The sequence below is a fragment of the Fredinandcohnia onubensis genome, from assembly GCF_002734285.1.
GTDB lineage: Bacteria > Bacillota > Bacilli > Bacillales > Bacillaceae_L > Ferdinandcohnia > Ferdinandcohnia onubensis_A.
On the sequence record NZ_NSEA01000015.1, the window covers coordinates 107,237 to 124,007 of the forward strand.

The following is a 16,771-nucleotide window of genomic DNA, read 5'->3' on the forward strand; positions in this document are numbered from 1 at the left end:
TAAAAATTAACATAGCACTTTAATAGTTTAGAAGATTAATGTCGCTTTAGCACTTTAAAGCTTTTATGCTTTTAAGCTTTTTACTGCGATAATCATAATTTATTTTATTTAATTAGTCAATGTCCTTATCTTGGATGCACAAAAAAACGAATTCCATTTACAGAATTCGTTTTTTTTATTAATGCAAACGGCTTTTTTCTTCTTCTGCCCAACATTCAACATCACCCAGATTTGATATGTTTTTCTTGTAGAATACTGGGTCCTTACCTTGTTTTCGTTGGACAACATAATCATGAATAACTTGCCTTACTACTTTCCAAAGCAGCAGAATTGCAAGTAAGTTAATGATGGCCATGATGGCCATAAAGAGATCTGCTAAATCCCAGACGATTTGTACTTTTGCAATTGAACCAAATAGCACAAAAACTACAACAAAAATACGGAATACACTTAAACCAATTTTTGATTCATTAATAAATTCTATATTTGTCTCGCCATAGTAGTAATTGCCGATAATCGAGCTGAACGCAAACAGAAATACAGCTATAGCTAAAAATATCCCTGCCCAATCGCCTAAATTCTCGGCTAAAGAAACTTGAGTTAAGTTAACAGAAGCAGCGTCGGATTGAAGATACGCATCACTTAGTAATACGATAGCAGCTGTTGCCGTACAAACTAATAATGTATCAATAAAAACCCCTAGTGTTTGAATTAAACCTTGTTTAACTGGGTGAGTAACAGATGCAGTTGCCGCTGCATTCGGGGCAGATCCCATTCCCGCTTCATTTGAGAATAACCCACGTTTTATCCCGTTCATGATTGCTGCCCCTAGCAACCCAGCAAAGGCTTCTTCCAATCCAAAGGCAGATTTAATGATCAACATCAACACATTGGGGAGCTCTGTAATATTTATGATGACAACAAGGAGTGCGATGATGATATACAGAACTGCCATAACCGGAACAATAATTTGAGTGACACTTACAATACGCTTTAAGCCACCAAAGACGATAATACCTGTTATAACCGCAATTATTATTCCAACGACAACCCGATTAGTGCCGAAGCTTTCTTCAAACGCAATGGTTATCGTATTGGCTTGTACCGCATTAAACACAAAACCATATGTAAATGTAATAACTACGGCAAAAATAATCCCCATCCACCTTTTATTTAGGCCTTTTTCTATATAATAGGCGGGACCACCACGATACAACCCAGTATCGTGATCCTTGATTTTATATACTTGTGCAAGTGTACTTTCAACTAGTGAAGTTGCACCACCAATTAGCGCAATCATCCACATCCAAAAAATAGCACCAGGTCCCCCAAGGGCTATTGCCGTTGCAACTCCAGCAATATTCCCTGTCCCAATCCGAGAAGCAGCAGAGATTGTAAAAGCCTGAAAAGAAGAGATCCCTTTTTTCCCTGATTCATCTCTTGGAGTTTTTTCCGTAATCACTTTAAACATATCTGAAATTAATCGGAATTGAATAAAACCTGTTTTAAGCGTAAAAAAAAGACCCACTCCAACCAACAATATAATTAATAAATACGAATATAAAAATGTATTGATATCACCTAATGTACTACCAAACCATTCCATAGATTCCCCTCCTACAGTTAAAATTGCTTATCCCCAGATTCCTTATACATTTTTTGGGACAGAGGGACAGGTTCATCGTCCCACAATTTTTCATCCTCAAACATTATTGAAGAATGCAAAAAGGCTGTATGCTTAATATAAACATACAGCCTCTTCAAAACCTTGTAGAATATTCAATTTTAGTAACAATAACCTAGTCCTCAATCTCCCAAGCTGGGTTCCAGACTACTTCCCATAAATGGCCATCCGGATCCTGGAAGTGACCGGAATATCCACCCCAAAAGGTATCATGAGCTGGATCTGTTATTGTTGCACCTGCATTTTTGGCCTGCTCCAATACCTTATCCACTTCTTCTTTACTGTTTACATTGTGACCTATTGTAAATTCAGTAGGACTTGCTGGAGTCTTTGGAACCTTTGCCTCATAAGCAATATCCTCCCGTTTCCATATTGCAAGTTTCAAACTCGATTGTAAGTCAAAAAAAGCAACTGCTCCATGCTCAAATTCCTCGCCCACAATACCCTCTGTTGGGAATCCTAATCCATCACGATAAAATTCTAATGCTTTCTCCAAATCATTTACACCTAACGTAATTACGTTGACTCTGGCTTTCATAATTGAATGATGCCTCCTTTTAGGACAAGAAGAGCGACAGGTATGTCATCACAGTCTCCACTATCCTATTTGTCAAAAAATGGTGGGACGCGGGACCTGTCCCCTTGTCCCTATGATTGTGCGATTGTAGGTTTTCCTGCTTCAATTAATACTTTGTTTCTGCTCATGAAAATGGCTAGTATGATAATGAATATTCCAGTTCCTAGAAGGAGCCATTCTATTTTAATGAAATCTGCAATTGGGCCAAATATAAGCATTCCTAGTGGCATCATTGAGGTTGAAATCATCCCCATCACACCGAACACTCTTCCTAAATAATCCTCTTCTACTTTCTCCTGCAACAAAACGGTTGCGGGCGTATTAAAAATCGGCATGGCGACGCCGAATAAAGCCATGAAGGCAAAATACACCCAAAAGTTAGGAACAATACCAAGTGCAAATGTACAAACACCCATGATTACACTAGCAAATCCCAATGTTTTAATTTTGTTTTCGAAACCTCCCCAGGAAGCGATTATTCCTCCCCCGACCATCATGCCGATGGAGAAGGCGATTTCGATTGCTGATAAACGCCAAACGTCATCTCCAAAACTGCGCGTGACCTGTAGTGGTGTCAAAAAGGCTGCCGGTGCCATTAACACAAAGAACACTGCAAAGAAAAGGAAAAAGCTCTTCAGAAACTTATGGTTATTTACATATTGTAACCCTTGTTTAAAATCACTAAAGTAGCTCGTTGTTTGTTTTTCTGCTGCCTTCTCGTGTACAGAAATTTTTAAAGCAAGCAGCGTGATAATAGCAATTGCAGCCGTTATGACATCAATGAAGAAGATCGTTTCAATAGTCGCAAAACCTAATAGTGCCGCACTTACCATTGGAGATACAAACATGATAATAGCCTGAATACTTCCATTAACCCCGTTCACCTTTGTCAATTTATCCTTAGGAACAATTTGCGGTAAAATAGCCCCGACTGCAGGCATTTGAATTCCGGTTCCAAAGGCACGGACTGCGGCCATCACAAATAACAGCCAAATTGCATCGAATCCCATAAAAAAGAGAATTGCAAGGATTAAAGTTGCAGTGGCAATAAGTCCATCAGCTAAAATGATTAACATTTTGCGGTTATATCGATCCGCCCAAACCCCTGCCACTGGGGACAAAATAAAGGCTGGGATAAAACCGCATATGATATATAACGTCATCATCAAACCGGATTCCGTCGTTAACGTTATATGCCACATAATGGCGTATTGAACCAGAGACGATCCAAAGAGGGAGATCGTCTGGCTACTTAAAAAGAGAATAATATTCTTAAACCAATTCTCCTTACGATTATTTTCTATTGTATCCATTTACTAACAACTCTTTTCTATTCAGATTTATTTAATGCACGCTTCACCTACATTCACATACTTCGTGTCACTTATGTCAAAGATCCTTTTTTAGACAACAAAAAAAGAGGGAATCCTCGCCCCCTCTTTTAGATAACCGTAAAATATAGGTTTTCTTAAAAAATGACAGACCAATCCCGTTGCTCTGAACGTAGGCAGAGCTTCAAACGTATTAAATTAACGAGTGAAAAGTGGGAAACGTAATCTGATTGATGCTGTCACAAGGAAAACCTCCATTTCTTTATAATCGATATCATCATAACAAAATCCCATTTTAAATACAATTACTTTTTGGGGGATGTCAAGTCGAAAGACAAGAATATCTCACTTAAACTGGGATAATACGAAAAGAAACTGATTTTTTCACTATATTTTTAGTAGGATAATGAGCTAGCTTCCCCTCATATTTCAATTGAAGTGACGATATACTCTTTAAATCATTTGGTTCAATAAGTGAAGCTGGTTTTCCAAAATCAATGCTGGTACATTCATTTAGTACAGATGCTACAAACTGAGAACAGAAAAAAGCCTTCTTTCTGTTCAGTGGTCTATTGAACACAACTCCAAATAACCCCAAAAAGTTATAGCGATAAGACTCCTTTTGTGCTTCAATTTCGCTAATATATCGTCGCATCTTTTGGATTTCAACCTCTGTGACTGTAAAAGTATAGATAACACAATCAGCTCTATTAAATAGTCCTTTTTTCATATCCTCTTTTACAAATCCTCCAATAAATGGATTTCTAGCAGTCTTTCTACCAAAACTATATACCTCAGACAATTCAGCATCGAAGGAAATCGAAGCATGATTATATGGCTTTTTCGTATATAGTTTTATCAATCTTGTAAATACTGTCCCCGTATCTGTTAAAAGAATATATACCTTCTTATCTCTCAAAATGATTCTCCCCTTTATTTATCAAAAGCTACCTTATTAATTCCAATATACATACAAATCTTAAGAAGAGCTTAATCGTTTTCTTAAGAAATTCTTAATTTCTTCCATCATATAAAATGATGTGGATACATTTAACCTGCTAGAGCCTAATTATCTACTAAGTCCTCAGTCTTATTTTTTGTAAAAAATGGTGGGACGCGGGACCTGTCCCTCTGTCCCAGACACTTGACTTCGCATACGAGCATAGGTTATAAAGGAAGTGTAAGTAAAAAAATGCCTTAAATTAAAGGGGTATGAGTTTATGTTATCGGTGGTTCTTAACTAATCCATAATTGGATAGCTGGAAGAAGCAAAAAAAACGTAGCAAGGCTATGTTTATTTCACTATGGCTTCTTTTGGAAAGTTAAGAACACGCATCATAGCTATGAAAAATGGATCTTGCTATGGCATGTTTGTCATGGTTTTTTTGTGTCTAAAAAACACCAATGACTATACTATGCCCAGGTCTATCTTCAGCCGTCATGAGCGATTTGTTCATGACGGCTTTTTTGATATAGCCCGTGAACAATTCCTCACGAACTATGTTTTTTATAAAAAGGAGGATTTACCATTGAATAGTCAAACAATGGAAGCATTAGGTTATTATCAAATTTTGAATGAGATCGCACAATTCGCAAGAACAAACCGGGGGAAGGAAACACTGCTCTCTTTAAGACCTACACAAAATAAAAAGAAAATCGAGCATTCTTTACATGAGATTTCAGAAGCGATGAATATCCTTGCAATCAGTGGGAGTGTTCCGATACACTCTTTGGACCAAATCGAGCATTATATTGAGCAAGGAAAAAAAGGAATCGCTATAAAAGTAGATCAATTCACTCGGATTGTCTCATTCCTAGACCACTGTCAAAAGTTAAAGCAATTTATGAAAGATAAGGAATATGCCGGTCCAATGGTAAGCATGTACGCTGCATCCATTGGAGATGTATCAGAACTAGAAGGTGAAATTAGCCGCTGTTTGCGCAATGGCCAAGTAGATGATTATGCATCAAGTGACCTTAACTACTTGCGAAGACATCTCAGCACTCAGCAGGAAAAATTAAAAGAAAAAGCACAGTCATTAGTGAAAAGTGGAAGAATTTCTCCTTATTTGCAGGAAACGAATGTTGCAGAACGATCAGGTCGTTATGTTCTAGCGGTAAAAAAGGAATTTAGGAAGAAAATTCAAGGAGCCGTATTAGATACGTCAGCTTCGGGCTCTACCCTCTTTATCGAACCTGTTGAATTAAGCACGCTTCAGGAAGATATTGAGCTCATTAAAATTGCAGAAGAAACTGAGGTAGAGCGCATTTTATATGAACTCACTCAGTTGTTTCTCTCATATGAACAGACCATACAGGTTGCCGTAGAGACCATGCATCATTATGATGTTCTTTTCGCCAAAGCTAAGTACAGTCAAAAGATTCAAGCAAACATTCCAACAATGAATGAAAAGTTCAGGATTCATCTAAAAGAGGCACGTCATCCGATGCTTGGACATAATGCCATTCCACTCACAGTTCCAATCGGAGAACAAGAACGAGCTCTTGTCATTACTGGCCCAAATACTGGAGGAAAAACGGTTACTTTAAAAACAGTTGGACTCCTCACATTGATGGCTCAATCTGGCCTCCCTATTCCTGCCAAAAAAGGGAGTGAAATTGCTATCTTCCAACATATCTTTGTCGATATTGGAGATGGCCAAAGCATTGAGCAAAACTTAAGTACGTTTAGCTCCCGAATGGTTAACATTATTGAAATTTTAAAAACCACCAATGATTCGTCACTTGTATTAATTGATGAACTTGGTTCCGGCACCGACCCAAGAGAGGGAATGGCCCTCGCCATCGTTATTTTAGAGCAACTATTTGAAAAAGGGGCTACATTATTTGCGACTACCCATTATAGTGAAATGAAGAGATTTGCTGATGAAACGGAAGGATTTTTAAATGGTTCCATGGAGTTCGATATCCAAACACTGCAACCAACGTACAGACTTTTGCTTGGAAAGAGTGGGCAAAGCCAAGCGTTTGATATAGCTGCTAAACTTGGGATGCACCCAACACTTATTGAACGAGCACATAAGAAAGCGTATCAACAGGATAAAGATTATCATCAAAACATTGCACACGAAACATTGCAATCACCCGCCTATCAAAAGCAAATCATTGTAAATAAGTATGCTCGAAGCAACGTTGAAAAAAGAAAACAAGAGCAACTTGCACCTAAGGTCACGGTCTACAATCAAGGTGATAACGTCCTTCTTGTTGCAACAGGAGAAACCGGCATAGTGTACAAAGGACCAAATGACCGTGGAGATTATATTGTGCAAATTAAAGGGGAAAAACGAACTGTTAATTATAAGAGAATGGAGTTAAAGATTGCGGCAGCAGAGCTCTACCCTTCTGATTACGATTTTGACATCATCTTCAAAAGTAAAGAATATCGAAAAATAAAAAAAGACATGAACCGCAAATTCGTAGAAGACCAATGGTTAGAGGAAGATGAGTAATCATGAACTAAAAAACGTTGACCATACTTGGGTTAACGTTTTTTCTATCTACTAGGTTTCACAAACTTTTCATTGAACATATATTATGTTTAAAAACGACAGGAGCTAAATCGATGATTTATATTGTTCAACCTGGAGATACTCTTTATCAGATAACCCAAAGATTTAAAACGTCAATAGCTTTACTGCTCATGTACAATCCCCAAATTACGAATCCAAATTTCATTTACACTGGTCAGATTATTAATTTACCTCCAACAGGTCATTCCTACATGCTCTGCCCTATTTTACGACAAGGCGATCGCGGACCAGCTGTAAGTAGAATACAAATTCTCTTAAGAGATCAAGGTCTTTACAACGGAGCAATTGACGGCATTTATGGACCATTGACACAGAGAGCACTTTTAACCTGGCAACAGAATACAAAGGAACTTGAAATAACAGGGATTGTAGATGAGGAGACTTGGGTATCGTTAGGATTTGAATGTAACGAACGTCCCGAGATTGTCCAATACATTGTACGTCCTGGGAGTTCCTTATTTGGAATAGCTATTTGGTTTGGAGTATCTGTGGATAACCTTTTACAAGTAAACCCTCAAATTACAAATCCTAACCAAATTCTTGCTGGGCAGATCATTAATATTCCGGCGTCTTTTTAACCTTTAAAATAAGGTAAAAGCTCACAGGGAAAACATTCCACCAATAAATACAACAAATAATTCCCAACCTAGTAAAGGGAAAAAATTATTTGGAGGTAATTGATATGGCACAATTAAGAGAAATCATGACATCAAATGTTGTTACAATTAACGAAACACAATCAGTCCAAGAAGCTGCTGCTTTAATGAGCCAACACAATATCGGTTCTGTTCCAGTAGTAAACAACAACGGACAAATGGTCGGAATTGTTACTGACCGTGATATTACCCTGCGTACGACTGCACAAGGTGAAAGTGCACAAACACCCGTTTCTCAAGTTATGACTGCTCAGAAAATTGTTCAAGGTACCCCGGACATGGATGTACATGAGGCAGCAAATTTAATGGCTCAGCAACAAATTCGCCGCTTACCAGTCGTTGAAAATGGGCAAGTAACAGGAATGGTTGCCTTAGGCGATTTAGCCGTACAAAATCAATACGCAAACGAGGCCGAACAAGCATTACAAAACATCTCAACCCCCTCCGCACCTCAACAATAATGGGTTTGGGACAAGGGGCTGGTTTGGGACAGAGTGACCCTTGTCCCAGAAATGAATATGTAACAAAATTAATGGGACGCGATACCTCGCGTCCCTTAAATATGATTTGAACCAAAACCATGTTTACGATTGTTCCGCCCGCAATTGAAAGGAACATATTCCCCTTCCAAAAATGAAGCATGGCAACTACAGCAACTCAAATGAATTCTGGCATACCATGAGTTCCTGTTAAGATCGAAACATCTTTAAAACAGTAAATGACCATAAGACTGATAACCGACAATGGTAAAAAGAATTGTATGGATTACAATTATCTTTTTGTAGCACTGTATTGTGTTTGTTAAAATAATAATACTAGCCTATATAGATTACTTTTTACATTAATATATCCTGGGACAGAGTGACAGGTTCCCCGTCCAAGAAAGAAGATTATCACTGCCCCTTTTGTAAAAAAAATGGTGGGACGCGGGACCTGTCCCCGTGTCCCTCAGAGAAGGAGAATGATATGAAGAATCGCCCCAGTATACAACTTTCGTATTTTATTTATATAGTGGTTTGTGTGTTGTTGTTCGTTGGGGTTAACGGGACAATTGAAACCTTCATTTTACCTCAGGAAAGTAAAGCAACGATTCAAGAATTTACATCAGTCCACGATTCTTCAGTAATTCAAAAGCTTAACAATAGTCAACCTGTGACTATTGTTGCGTATGGTGATTCAATTACATGGGGATACGAACGAGATTCTGATACCGGAAGAGTAACCCAAGTAAAGAACCCTTATCCAAAGATCCTAGAAAATGATCTCAGGAAAAAGTTTGGCTATCGTCATATAAAAGTTATTAATAGAGGTCATCCCGGATGGACATCTATTCAGGCACTTGAAAATATTGAAAAGGAAGTACTTAGCTATCATCCCGACCTAGTCATTTTGATGTTTGGGATAAATGATGCAAGAGGTCATTTAAAATACAGTCCTCATTCTCTCCCTGTCCCTGTTGAACAATATAAAGAAAATAATCAACTTTTACTACGAAAGCTTCAAGAAAAAGGAATCGAAGTGGTTATCATCTCACCAACTACATTTACTAGTAAAAAAAATAATGCAAATATAAATCAAGTACACTATACAAATGCAATAAGATCCTTAGCAGAAGAAGAAAATATTCATTATATTAATGGTTCTGAAATTCCGATTAAAAATAATCTTAAAGACGGAATTCACTTTAAAGCCGAGCAATATAAGCTAATCGCAGAAAAAATAATGTCTGAACTATTTTAGGGATTGCGGGAGGTCCCTTGACCCAATTTCCAGAATGTGGTGGGACGCGGGACCTGTCCCCGTGTCCCACCTGGGGCGACGCATAATCCTATGTTCCGTTACATTTGTTATTTAATAGTAATTTACGTCATAAAACGTGGCTTTTTTCATTCCTGTCAATAGTCCTATTCTAGTATTTTCTACCTCTATTACCAAAGTATGCAAATAATAGATACGAAATTCAATTAGTCAAATCTATTAATTTTCAATGATTGATTGGGGTTAATATAGTAGAAAAGTTTTATGTTATCGATTGAGGGAAAAGTCTTCCTCAAATATTACAAAATTCACATGCTATGATTGTGATGTATCTTGGATACAAACAAGAGGAGGACTGAATATGAAGAAAACTGTATTTTCGTTATTAGTGGCTGGTGCACTATTAGTTACTGGGCCATTAGCTAGTTCCGCGGAGCAAGTAAGTGATTCAAAAAATGTATATGAAGGTCGTTATGTTGTATCTGTTAACAACTCTACTAATTGGAATGACCTTATTCAAAACTTACTTAAAAAATACTATTCTGGGTACTCTCAAACTCAACCTAAAGTGGAGGCACCTACACAACCAGCTGAGGAGCCAACTCAACCAAAAGCTGAAGAGCCAGTTCAGGAAGAACCTGTCGTTCAACAACCTGTACAACAGCAACCATCAGAACAGCCAAAAGAAACTGAGAACCAAGCTACTTATTCATTAAGTCAGTTTGAGCAAGAAGTTGTAACTCTAACAAATAATGAACGTGCAAAATATGGCTTACAGCCACTAAAAATTGATTTAAAATTAAGCGAAGTTGCGAGAGTCAAATCATCAGATATGAAGAATAAAGGTTACTTTTCACATACAAGTCCAACTTACGGATCACCATTTGATATGATGAAGCAATTCGGTGTTCAATATCGTGCAGCTGGTGAAAATATTGCAATGGGTCAACGTTCACCACAAGAAGTTGTAAATGCATGGATGAACAGTGAAGGCCACCGTAAGAATATCTTAAGCTCAAACTTCACTCATATTGGAGTAGGCCATGTAGAAGGCAATTATTGGACACAAATGTTTATTGGAAAATAAATTTATTTAGCAAGTTATGCTTTTCTTCCTTATAATAAATGAGCACCCAACGAAATTTCGTTGGGTGTTTTTTTGTGGGATAGAGGGACAGGTCCACTGTCTCAGGAAAATATTGGTGGGACGCGGGACCTGTCCCTGTGACCCGGCGGTGGAACGTGTGGCCCATGTACTGGTTATTGCAGTTTTCCTCTGCAGAGGATTGGGATTTGGTCTATGACTTCGTCTCCTGAGATCAGGTAGGCATGGTCATAGAGGTTGCAGACTGGGCATATATGGTTTGGTATGACTTCTAGTGTTTCTCCAATTGCAACTTGATTTCTAAATTTCTCATTATAGATAATTGCATGCTCATCATAAAGCTGGTCAATATGAACACCATAGTTTTTGATATAGCCTATTCCAGTAGTTGCACATATTCCTTCACTTCGCGATTGCATGGTTAGTCCTTTTGCACCGACATCTGTAATGACGCGTTCATTTGTTGGTTTGCTAATAACAGTTGTGAGGACAGTTGCCGCACATCTAGAGTAAGAACCAATTGCATTTCCTTGCGAAACATCCATGAGGATATAAGTTCCAATACGAAGTTCAGTGATTCCCTCCATTACTCCGAAATCATGCATAAGCGGTGGAGTCGATCCTATGCTAACGGTTTCAAGTTTGCAGCCTAAGCCTTCAGCTAAATGTGCAAAATGAAGGGTGCGTTTTTGCGCTTCATTATAAAGGCGGCGACATTCCTCAAGGTCTTTGGCTTTATATGTATGACCATCGTGAGAAAAGATCCCTTTTAAATTCACATGCGAGCAATTTTTAATATATTCTACTAAACTTGTATAATCACTTTCTTCGATAACGCCTGACCGGTTTTCACCCACTTCAATCTCGATCAGGACTTGCGCTGGCTTTTGACTATCACTAAAGACTTTCTCAATCATTTCACATTGTTCGACGCTGTCGACACCAAAGGAAATATCAATTGTTTCAGCAAGCTTTTTAATACGATTTAGTTTGACCTCTCCCACGATTTCGTTTGCAATAAAAATATCATTCAGTCCGTGTTCAGCCATGACTTCCGCTTCGCCGACCTTCGCTACCGTAATACCATTAGCACCTGCCTGTACCTGTAATTTAGCTAGCACAGGCATTTTATGCGTTTTCGTATGCGGGCGAAGATGAACACCATATTGATTAGCATATGTTTGCATTCTATTCATATTATCCATCATAATTTCTCGATCAATTAATAAGCTCGGTGTATCTAGTTCATGCTTTTTCATCAAAACCACTCCTCACAAATTAAAATAGTCAAGCTTCTAGTTACTTTTTAGACCCGCTCCACATAGAGGAAAGACTAGTTGTTGGTCTTTTATTTCGGGGTATTTCTCTACAAATTGTAAGTATCCGGCATAATTGGCTGCTGAAGTGATTTCTACATAAATTCCTTTTAATGCAAGCTGCTTTCTTGCCTCTACTATACTTTCCTCAGACACACCGATTATATCTCCACCAGTTTCTCGCACAGCCTGCAAGATTTCCGGTCCTCTTGCCGGTGCTGCAATGGCAATGCCCTCCGCCAAGGTTCCTGAATGTTTAACAGGTTCCACCGTGTTTTTACCTTCTACAAAGGCCTTCATAAGAGGTGCACAAACTTCTGCCTGTACTGCAAGAATTTTTGGCATTTTCTCAATCTGGCCATTTGCCAATAGCTCTTGAAAGGCAATATATGCTCCCATAAGCAATGTTCCATTTCCTACTGGGATAATGAATGCTTCAGGCATTTTGTTATTCATTTGCTCAAATACTTCATACACATACGTTTTCGTACCTTCCCAAAAAATCGGGTTGTAAATATGACTTGCATAGAATGCTCCTGTGGTATCAACCATCGATATCGCAGCGTTTGCCGTATCTTCTCTATTTCCAGGAACCTTATGAATAACCGCGCCATGTGCTTCAATCTGGGCTATTTTTTTACTAGAGGTTGATTCCGGTACGAAAATATCACATTTGATCCCTGCCCTTGCTCCATAGGCTGCAATGGCTGTTCCCGCATTACCACTACTATCTGCAACCACTCTCTCAACTCCGAGTTTTTTCGCCATGGCAATGAGCAGTACGGCACCACGATCTTTAAAAGACAAAGTAGGCATATAGTAATCAGCTTTGGCGTAGACATTATCAATAATTTTAATGAGTGGAGTCCCCCCTTCCCCTAACGTAATCTCTTGCCATACGTCATCATGTTCAAATGGAAGTGCATCGATATATTTCCAAAGAGAGTGATTTCTGGATGACGAGGTTGCAGTAAAATCTACTGCCTTTTTCTCATATTCAAGGTTTAGTAATCCGCCACAATCACATTTCCATTTATTACTTTCCAACGGATATGTTGAATGACATTCAAAGCAGATATAGTTCATCATCAATCTTCCTTTTCTTGATCAATATAGGCTATTGCTTCAAGTTCTATCGAATATCCATAGTGTAGTTGATTGGTAGGAACAACAGCCCGTGCAGGCTTATGATCACCAAAATACTGTTTGTATAATGAATTAACAGTATCCCATAATGAAATATCTGAAATATAAATTGTAACCTTCATGATGTCCTCTTTTTTTGCACCTGCTGCTTCTAAAACATGGTCTAAGTTGGTTAAAACTTGTTTGGTTTCGGCGACAATATCACCGCTAGTTCCTTCTCCTGTAAAAGGATCAACTGGGAGTTGACCAGATATGAAGAGTAAATTACCCTTTTGTGTTGCAGCGGAATAATGTCCCGGGTTTGGCTTCGCACCGTTAATTGTGATAAATTTCATACTAATAAGCCTCCTTTAGATTAGAATTTTTATGAATAAGAGGATTTATCCTTTATTGCTTTTTTTCTTTAATTTCTTCAATATAGCTGTACACCGTAACTTTTGAGATATTCAATTTCTCAGCAACTCTATCGATTGTTCCACGAATTAAGAAGATTCCTTTTTGTTCCATAAATCGAACCATCTCGACCTTTTCATCACGCCTTAGCTGATTTACTGGTCTATTCCCAATAATTTTATCGATCAAATCATTAGCTATCTCTTGAATATGCTCTGTTTCATTCATATTTTCCTGCTGATAATTGTGTCTTGGAAGCTGGTCCGGATGTTTGGGAATCAAGCTGGTTAGATAGTTTATATTCTCAGTAATTCGTGTCGTATCAATGTTAATGCAAAGTGCGCCAATTACCTTTTTGTCCTGATTTCTAATTAACAAAGTAGAAGATTTGATTAATCTACCATCATCGGTATGGAAATAATAATTTGCTGAATAATCATTCGTAAAATTTTGTGATAACAACACTTCTGTAATGAGATGATTAAAACTTTGTCCTACATTCCTTCCGGTTACATGGTTGTTAACCGTGTACACAACTGAACTTTGAGGCACTGTTAAATCATGCAGTACAACTTCGCAATCATTGCCAAATGTTTTAGCAATCAACTCTGCCACTGGAATGTACTGTTCAAGTATAGAATTCATAAATAAATTCCTTTCCATAGGTCTATTCAACTAAAATATATATAAAATTTTATATAAAATCAATAACTTTTTATATGCGAATAAAATGAGTATTAACGCTCATTGTTTAAAAAAGTCATAAAACAATATAACTTTCCCTATAATTTTTTATACAAAACACAAGAAGTGTATAATGGGACAGAGGGACAGGTCCCGTGTCCCACCTTCAAATTTGGTGGGTAACAGGGTCCTTTCCAAAACATAATAAAGAGGTGTGTATTTGATGGAGCAATTAATGTTTATTGAAACAGGAATGGGAATTGATGTTCATGGCCAGAACATTACGAAGGCAGCCGTTCGTGCTGTGAAAAATGCAATTCATTTTAATTCAATGCCTGGAATTCGATCTGTACTACCGGGCAATAGTTTAGACAATATGGTCGTAAACGTAAAGCTAGCGGTCCCTTGTGATAAAGAGGCTCTGGATATCGAGGCGGTTCAAGAGAGTATACCGTTTGGAAAAGTGTCAGTGGAAGTTATGGACGGTGGAATGCTAACAACAAGCGGAATCGTCATTGAGGAAAAAGGCGATCGAAACGATTTAATGTACATAGTAGTTGCTTCAGTCGAAGTTGGGTACTAATGGGACAGAGGGACAGGTCCTCTGTCCCAACCTCCCAAAAAAGTGGGACAAGGAACCTGTCCCTGCGACCCAATCTCACTTATATTCCAATTCCTTCACTTGCACCGTACTTTCTTTTGTGATTCTTAGATAATAGAAAAATAGTAATAATGAGTAAGACTAAGATTAATAGTAAAGTTAAAACACTGCCTGTAATACCGGCAACAATATACCCAATAAATGCAATTGATGCATTAAGGAGTGCATAAGGTAATTGTGTTTTCACGTGGTCAATATGGTCAGCACCCGCTCCTGTAGACGAAAGGATAGTCGTATCGGAAATTGGTGAGCTATGATCTCCCATTATTCCACCCGAAAGTACAGCCCCGATACAAACTAATAAATGCGCATCTAATGTAACTGCCATAGGAATAGCGATTGGTAGCATGATAGCATAAGTTCCCCATGAAGAACCTGAAGCTAAAGACATTAACACGCCGACTAAGAATAACAGGGCTGGAATAATGAATGCAGGCACATTTCCATTCATTGCTTCCACAATAAAGTTTGCAGTACCCATTTCCTTCATCACTTTTCCAAGTGACCAAGCTAGGATTAGTGTAACTGCAACATAAACCATTTTTTGCATCCCAGTTGTGTAGATAGTAAAAATATCACTAAATTTTTTCAACTTGTATACAAGCATTAAAATGATAATTGTAATTGCGGCAAACAAATATGCTGTACTTAAGGAAACTCTAAAATCATTTCCTGGTACTGGTTCAAATGGGAAACCATACGAAATCAATAAACCAAAAAGAGTAACAAATAATACTAAAAGAGGTAACCAAACCAATATAGCATGTCGGTGTTCTGTACCTTCTTCGCTATTCTCTACTCTTCTTAATGGCTTAGATGTTGGCCAGTATAGTTCACCAGTAGTTTGAACTCTGTGCTCAGCTTTTGCCATTGGCCCAAAATCTAATTTAGTAAGAGCGACTAATGGGACCATTACAACAGCTAATATCGCATAAAACTGAAAAGGAATAACCTGAACCAAAGTAGAAAATTCAGATGTCGTAATGTTTAAGGCCTCATATTCCTTTTGAATAAGCCCCATAATGTAAACGCCCCATCCGATAAAAGGAACTAATACTGCAACAGGTGAGGAAGTTGAATCAATAATCCAAGCGAGCTTTTCTCTTGAAATTTTTGCCTTATCAAAGATTTTTTCAAAAACAGGGCCAACGATTAGCGGTGTACCCAGATCAGAGAAGAAAATGATAATTCCTCCGAACCAAGCAGAAATCTGCGCTTTAGCCTTAGTATTAATAAATTTAATCGTATTTGCTGCAAGTGCAGCTCCACCACCGGACTTTTCCATAAGCCCTACAAACCCGCCAATGAAGAATAATAATACGATAATAGCAGCATTGTAGCCATCTGCTGCAAGTGGGAAAAAGTAATTCCCTATTGTCTCTGTTGTTGCCACAAGAGGATTTCCCCCGACAAGCATGAGCACTCCGATAAAAGTACCAAAGAACAGAGACACTACCACATTTCTCGTAATAACTGCAAGAATGATTGCAATAATAGGTGGGAGTATTGATATCCAGCCCAAGTGTTCCATAAACATTTCTCCTTCTAATAAATAAACTATTTTATTGCATAAATATAAGAGGGTAAATTTTTAGAATTCATCCTAAAGCTTGATTATAAAGAACACTTCTATTAAATGCAATAAACTATTTAAATATAATTTTTATAAATATACATTTTGTTATTATGTTTATAAAAAAGAAATTGATGCGGCCCTTCTGATACGGTCAAAACGGGTCAATCACATCAACTTAATTAAAAGGTTATTATTCTTGCAATCATATTTTACTTAAGAAAAAAACGAAGAGTTCAGATCACCTCTTCGTTTTCTTGATATTAGCGTGATGTATAACCAGCATCTGCAGGGTATCACATGATTGATCCAAAAATTTGAGGGAGACCCCTCCCA

At 37.9% G+C, this 16,771-nt stretch carries 15 protein-coding genes and 1 pseudogene; 6 read left to right on the forward strand and 10 right to left on the reverse strand.

Annotation, left to right across the window (positions count from 1 at the left end):
• Positions 1 to 178 precede the first annotated feature (178 nt).
• The 4 genes from CKJ95_RS15755 to CKJ95_RS15770 all read right to left on the reverse strand — a co-directional run bounded on the left by CKJ95_RS15755 (position 179) and on the right by CKJ95_RS15770 (position 4,511).
• Positions 179 to 1,606: an alanine/glycine:cation symporter family protein gene (locus CKJ95_RS15755; RefSeq protein WP_099354405.1), complete on the reverse strand. Its 1,428-nt coding sequence runs from the start codon at positions 1,604 to 1,606 to the stop codon at positions 179 to 181.
• 193 nt (positions 1,607 to 1,799) lie between these two features.
• The gene (locus CKJ95_RS15760; protein ID WP_099354406.1) at positions 1,800 to 2,222 is read right to left on the reverse strand and encodes a VOC family protein; all 423 of its coding nucleotides are present in this window, start codon (positions 2,220 to 2,222) and stop codon (positions 1,800 to 1,802) included.
• Positions 2,223 to 2,332: 110 nt separating this feature from the next.
• Entirely contained in the window at positions 2,333 to 3,574 is a 1,242-nt protein-coding gene (locus CKJ95_RS15765) for an MFS transporter (RefSeq protein WP_099354407.1), read from the reverse strand.
• Positions 3,575 to 3,941: 367 nt separating this feature from the next.
• Entirely contained in the window at positions 3,942 to 4,511 is a 570-nt protein-coding gene (locus CKJ95_RS15770) for a hypothetical protein (RefSeq protein WP_099354408.1), read from the reverse strand.
• 610 nt (positions 4,512 to 5,121) lie between these two features.
• On the opposite strand from CKJ95_RS15770, the gene CKJ95_RS15775 reads away from it, so the two are divergent.
• The 3 genes from CKJ95_RS15775 (at position 5,122) to CKJ95_RS15785 (ending at position 8,260) form a co-directional block, all read left to right on the forward strand.
• Positions 5,122 to 7,062 (forward strand): endonuclease MutS2, encoded by a 1,941-nt coding sequence (locus CKJ95_RS15775; RefSeq protein WP_099354409.1) that lies wholly within the window; start codon positions 5,122 to 5,124, stop codon positions 7,060 to 7,062.
• A 113-nt stretch (positions 7,063 to 7,175) separates the two neighbouring features.
• On the forward strand, positions 7,176 to 7,721 hold the full coding sequence (locus CKJ95_RS15780) for a LysM peptidoglycan-binding domain-containing protein (protein WP_099354410.1): 546 nt from the start codon (positions 7,176 to 7,178) through the stop codon (positions 7,719 to 7,721).
• A 104-nt stretch (positions 7,722 to 7,825) separates the two neighbouring features.
• Complete coding sequence (locus CKJ95_RS15785; protein ID WP_099354411.1) at positions 7,826 to 8,260, forward strand: CBS domain-containing protein; 435 nt, start codon at positions 7,826 to 7,828, stop codon at positions 8,258 to 8,260.
• Positions 8,261 to 8,357: 97 nt separating this feature from the next.
• Here the strand turns inward: CKJ95_RS15785 and CKJ95_RS23865 are convergent.
• Positions 8,358 to 8,549, reverse strand: a pseudogene (locus CKJ95_RS23865) (branched-chain amino acid transporter permease); the annotation flags it as partial.
• Between the two features lie 216 nt (positions 8,550 to 8,765).
• Between CKJ95_RS23865 and CKJ95_RS15790 the strand changes: the two are divergent.
• Both CKJ95_RS15790 and CKJ95_RS15795 read left to right on the forward strand, forming a co-directional pair.
• Positions 8,766 to 9,539: an SGNH/GDSL hydrolase family protein gene (locus CKJ95_RS15790; RefSeq protein ID WP_099354412.1), complete on the forward strand. Its 774-nt coding sequence runs from the start codon at positions 8,766 to 8,768 to the stop codon at positions 9,537 to 9,539.
• 379 nt (positions 9,540 to 9,918) lie between these two features.
• Positions 9,919 to 10,644 (forward strand): CAP domain-containing protein, encoded by a 726-nt coding sequence (locus CKJ95_RS15795; RefSeq protein ID WP_099354413.1) that lies wholly within the window; start codon positions 9,919 to 9,921, stop codon positions 10,642 to 10,644.
• A 173-nt stretch (positions 10,645 to 10,817) separates the two neighbouring features.
• Here the strand turns inward: CKJ95_RS15795 and CKJ95_RS15800 are convergent, their stop codons facing one another.
• The 4 genes from CKJ95_RS15800 to CKJ95_RS15815 are packed head-to-tail and all read right to left on the reverse strand — an operon-like array spanning position 10,818 to position 14,162.
• Entirely contained in the window at positions 10,818 to 11,921 is a 1,104-nt protein-coding gene (locus CKJ95_RS15800; protein ID WP_099354414.1) for a D-TA family PLP-dependent enzyme, read from the reverse strand.
• 36 nt (positions 11,922 to 11,957) lie between these two features.
• Positions 11,958 to 13,067, reverse strand: a complete 1,110-nt coding sequence (locus tag CKJ95_RS15805; RefSeq protein ID WP_099354415.1) for a threonine synthase — start codon at positions 13,065 to 13,067, stop codon at positions 11,958 to 11,960.
• Positions 13,067 to 13,459 (reverse strand): RidA family protein, encoded by a 393-nt coding sequence (locus CKJ95_RS15810; RefSeq protein WP_099354416.1) that lies wholly within the window; start codon positions 13,457 to 13,459, stop codon positions 13,067 to 13,069. Before CKJ95_RS15810 ends, CKJ95_RS15805 begins: the two co-directional genes overlap by 1 nt.
• A gap of 52 nt (positions 13,460 to 13,511) precedes the next feature.
• On the reverse strand, positions 13,512 to 14,162 hold the full coding sequence (locus tag CKJ95_RS15815; protein ID WP_099354417.1) for a helix-turn-helix transcriptional regulator: 651 nt from the start codon (positions 14,160 to 14,162) through the stop codon (positions 13,512 to 13,514).
• A 262-nt stretch (positions 14,163 to 14,424) separates the two neighbouring features.
• Between CKJ95_RS15815 and CKJ95_RS15820 the strand changes: the two genes are divergently transcribed.
• Positions 14,425 to 14,784, forward strand: a complete 360-nt coding sequence (locus CKJ95_RS15820; protein ID WP_099354418.1) for a Lin0512 family protein — start codon at positions 14,425 to 14,427, stop codon at positions 14,782 to 14,784.
• Between the two features lie 79 nt (positions 14,785 to 14,863).
• Here the strand turns inward: CKJ95_RS15820 and CKJ95_RS15825 are convergent, their stop codons facing one another.
• On the reverse strand, positions 14,864 to 16,393 hold the full coding sequence (locus CKJ95_RS15825; RefSeq protein WP_099354419.1) for a Na+/H+ antiporter NhaC family protein: 1,530 nt from the start codon (positions 16,391 to 16,393) through the stop codon (positions 14,864 to 14,866).
• Positions 16,394 to 16,771 lie beyond the last annotated feature (378 nt).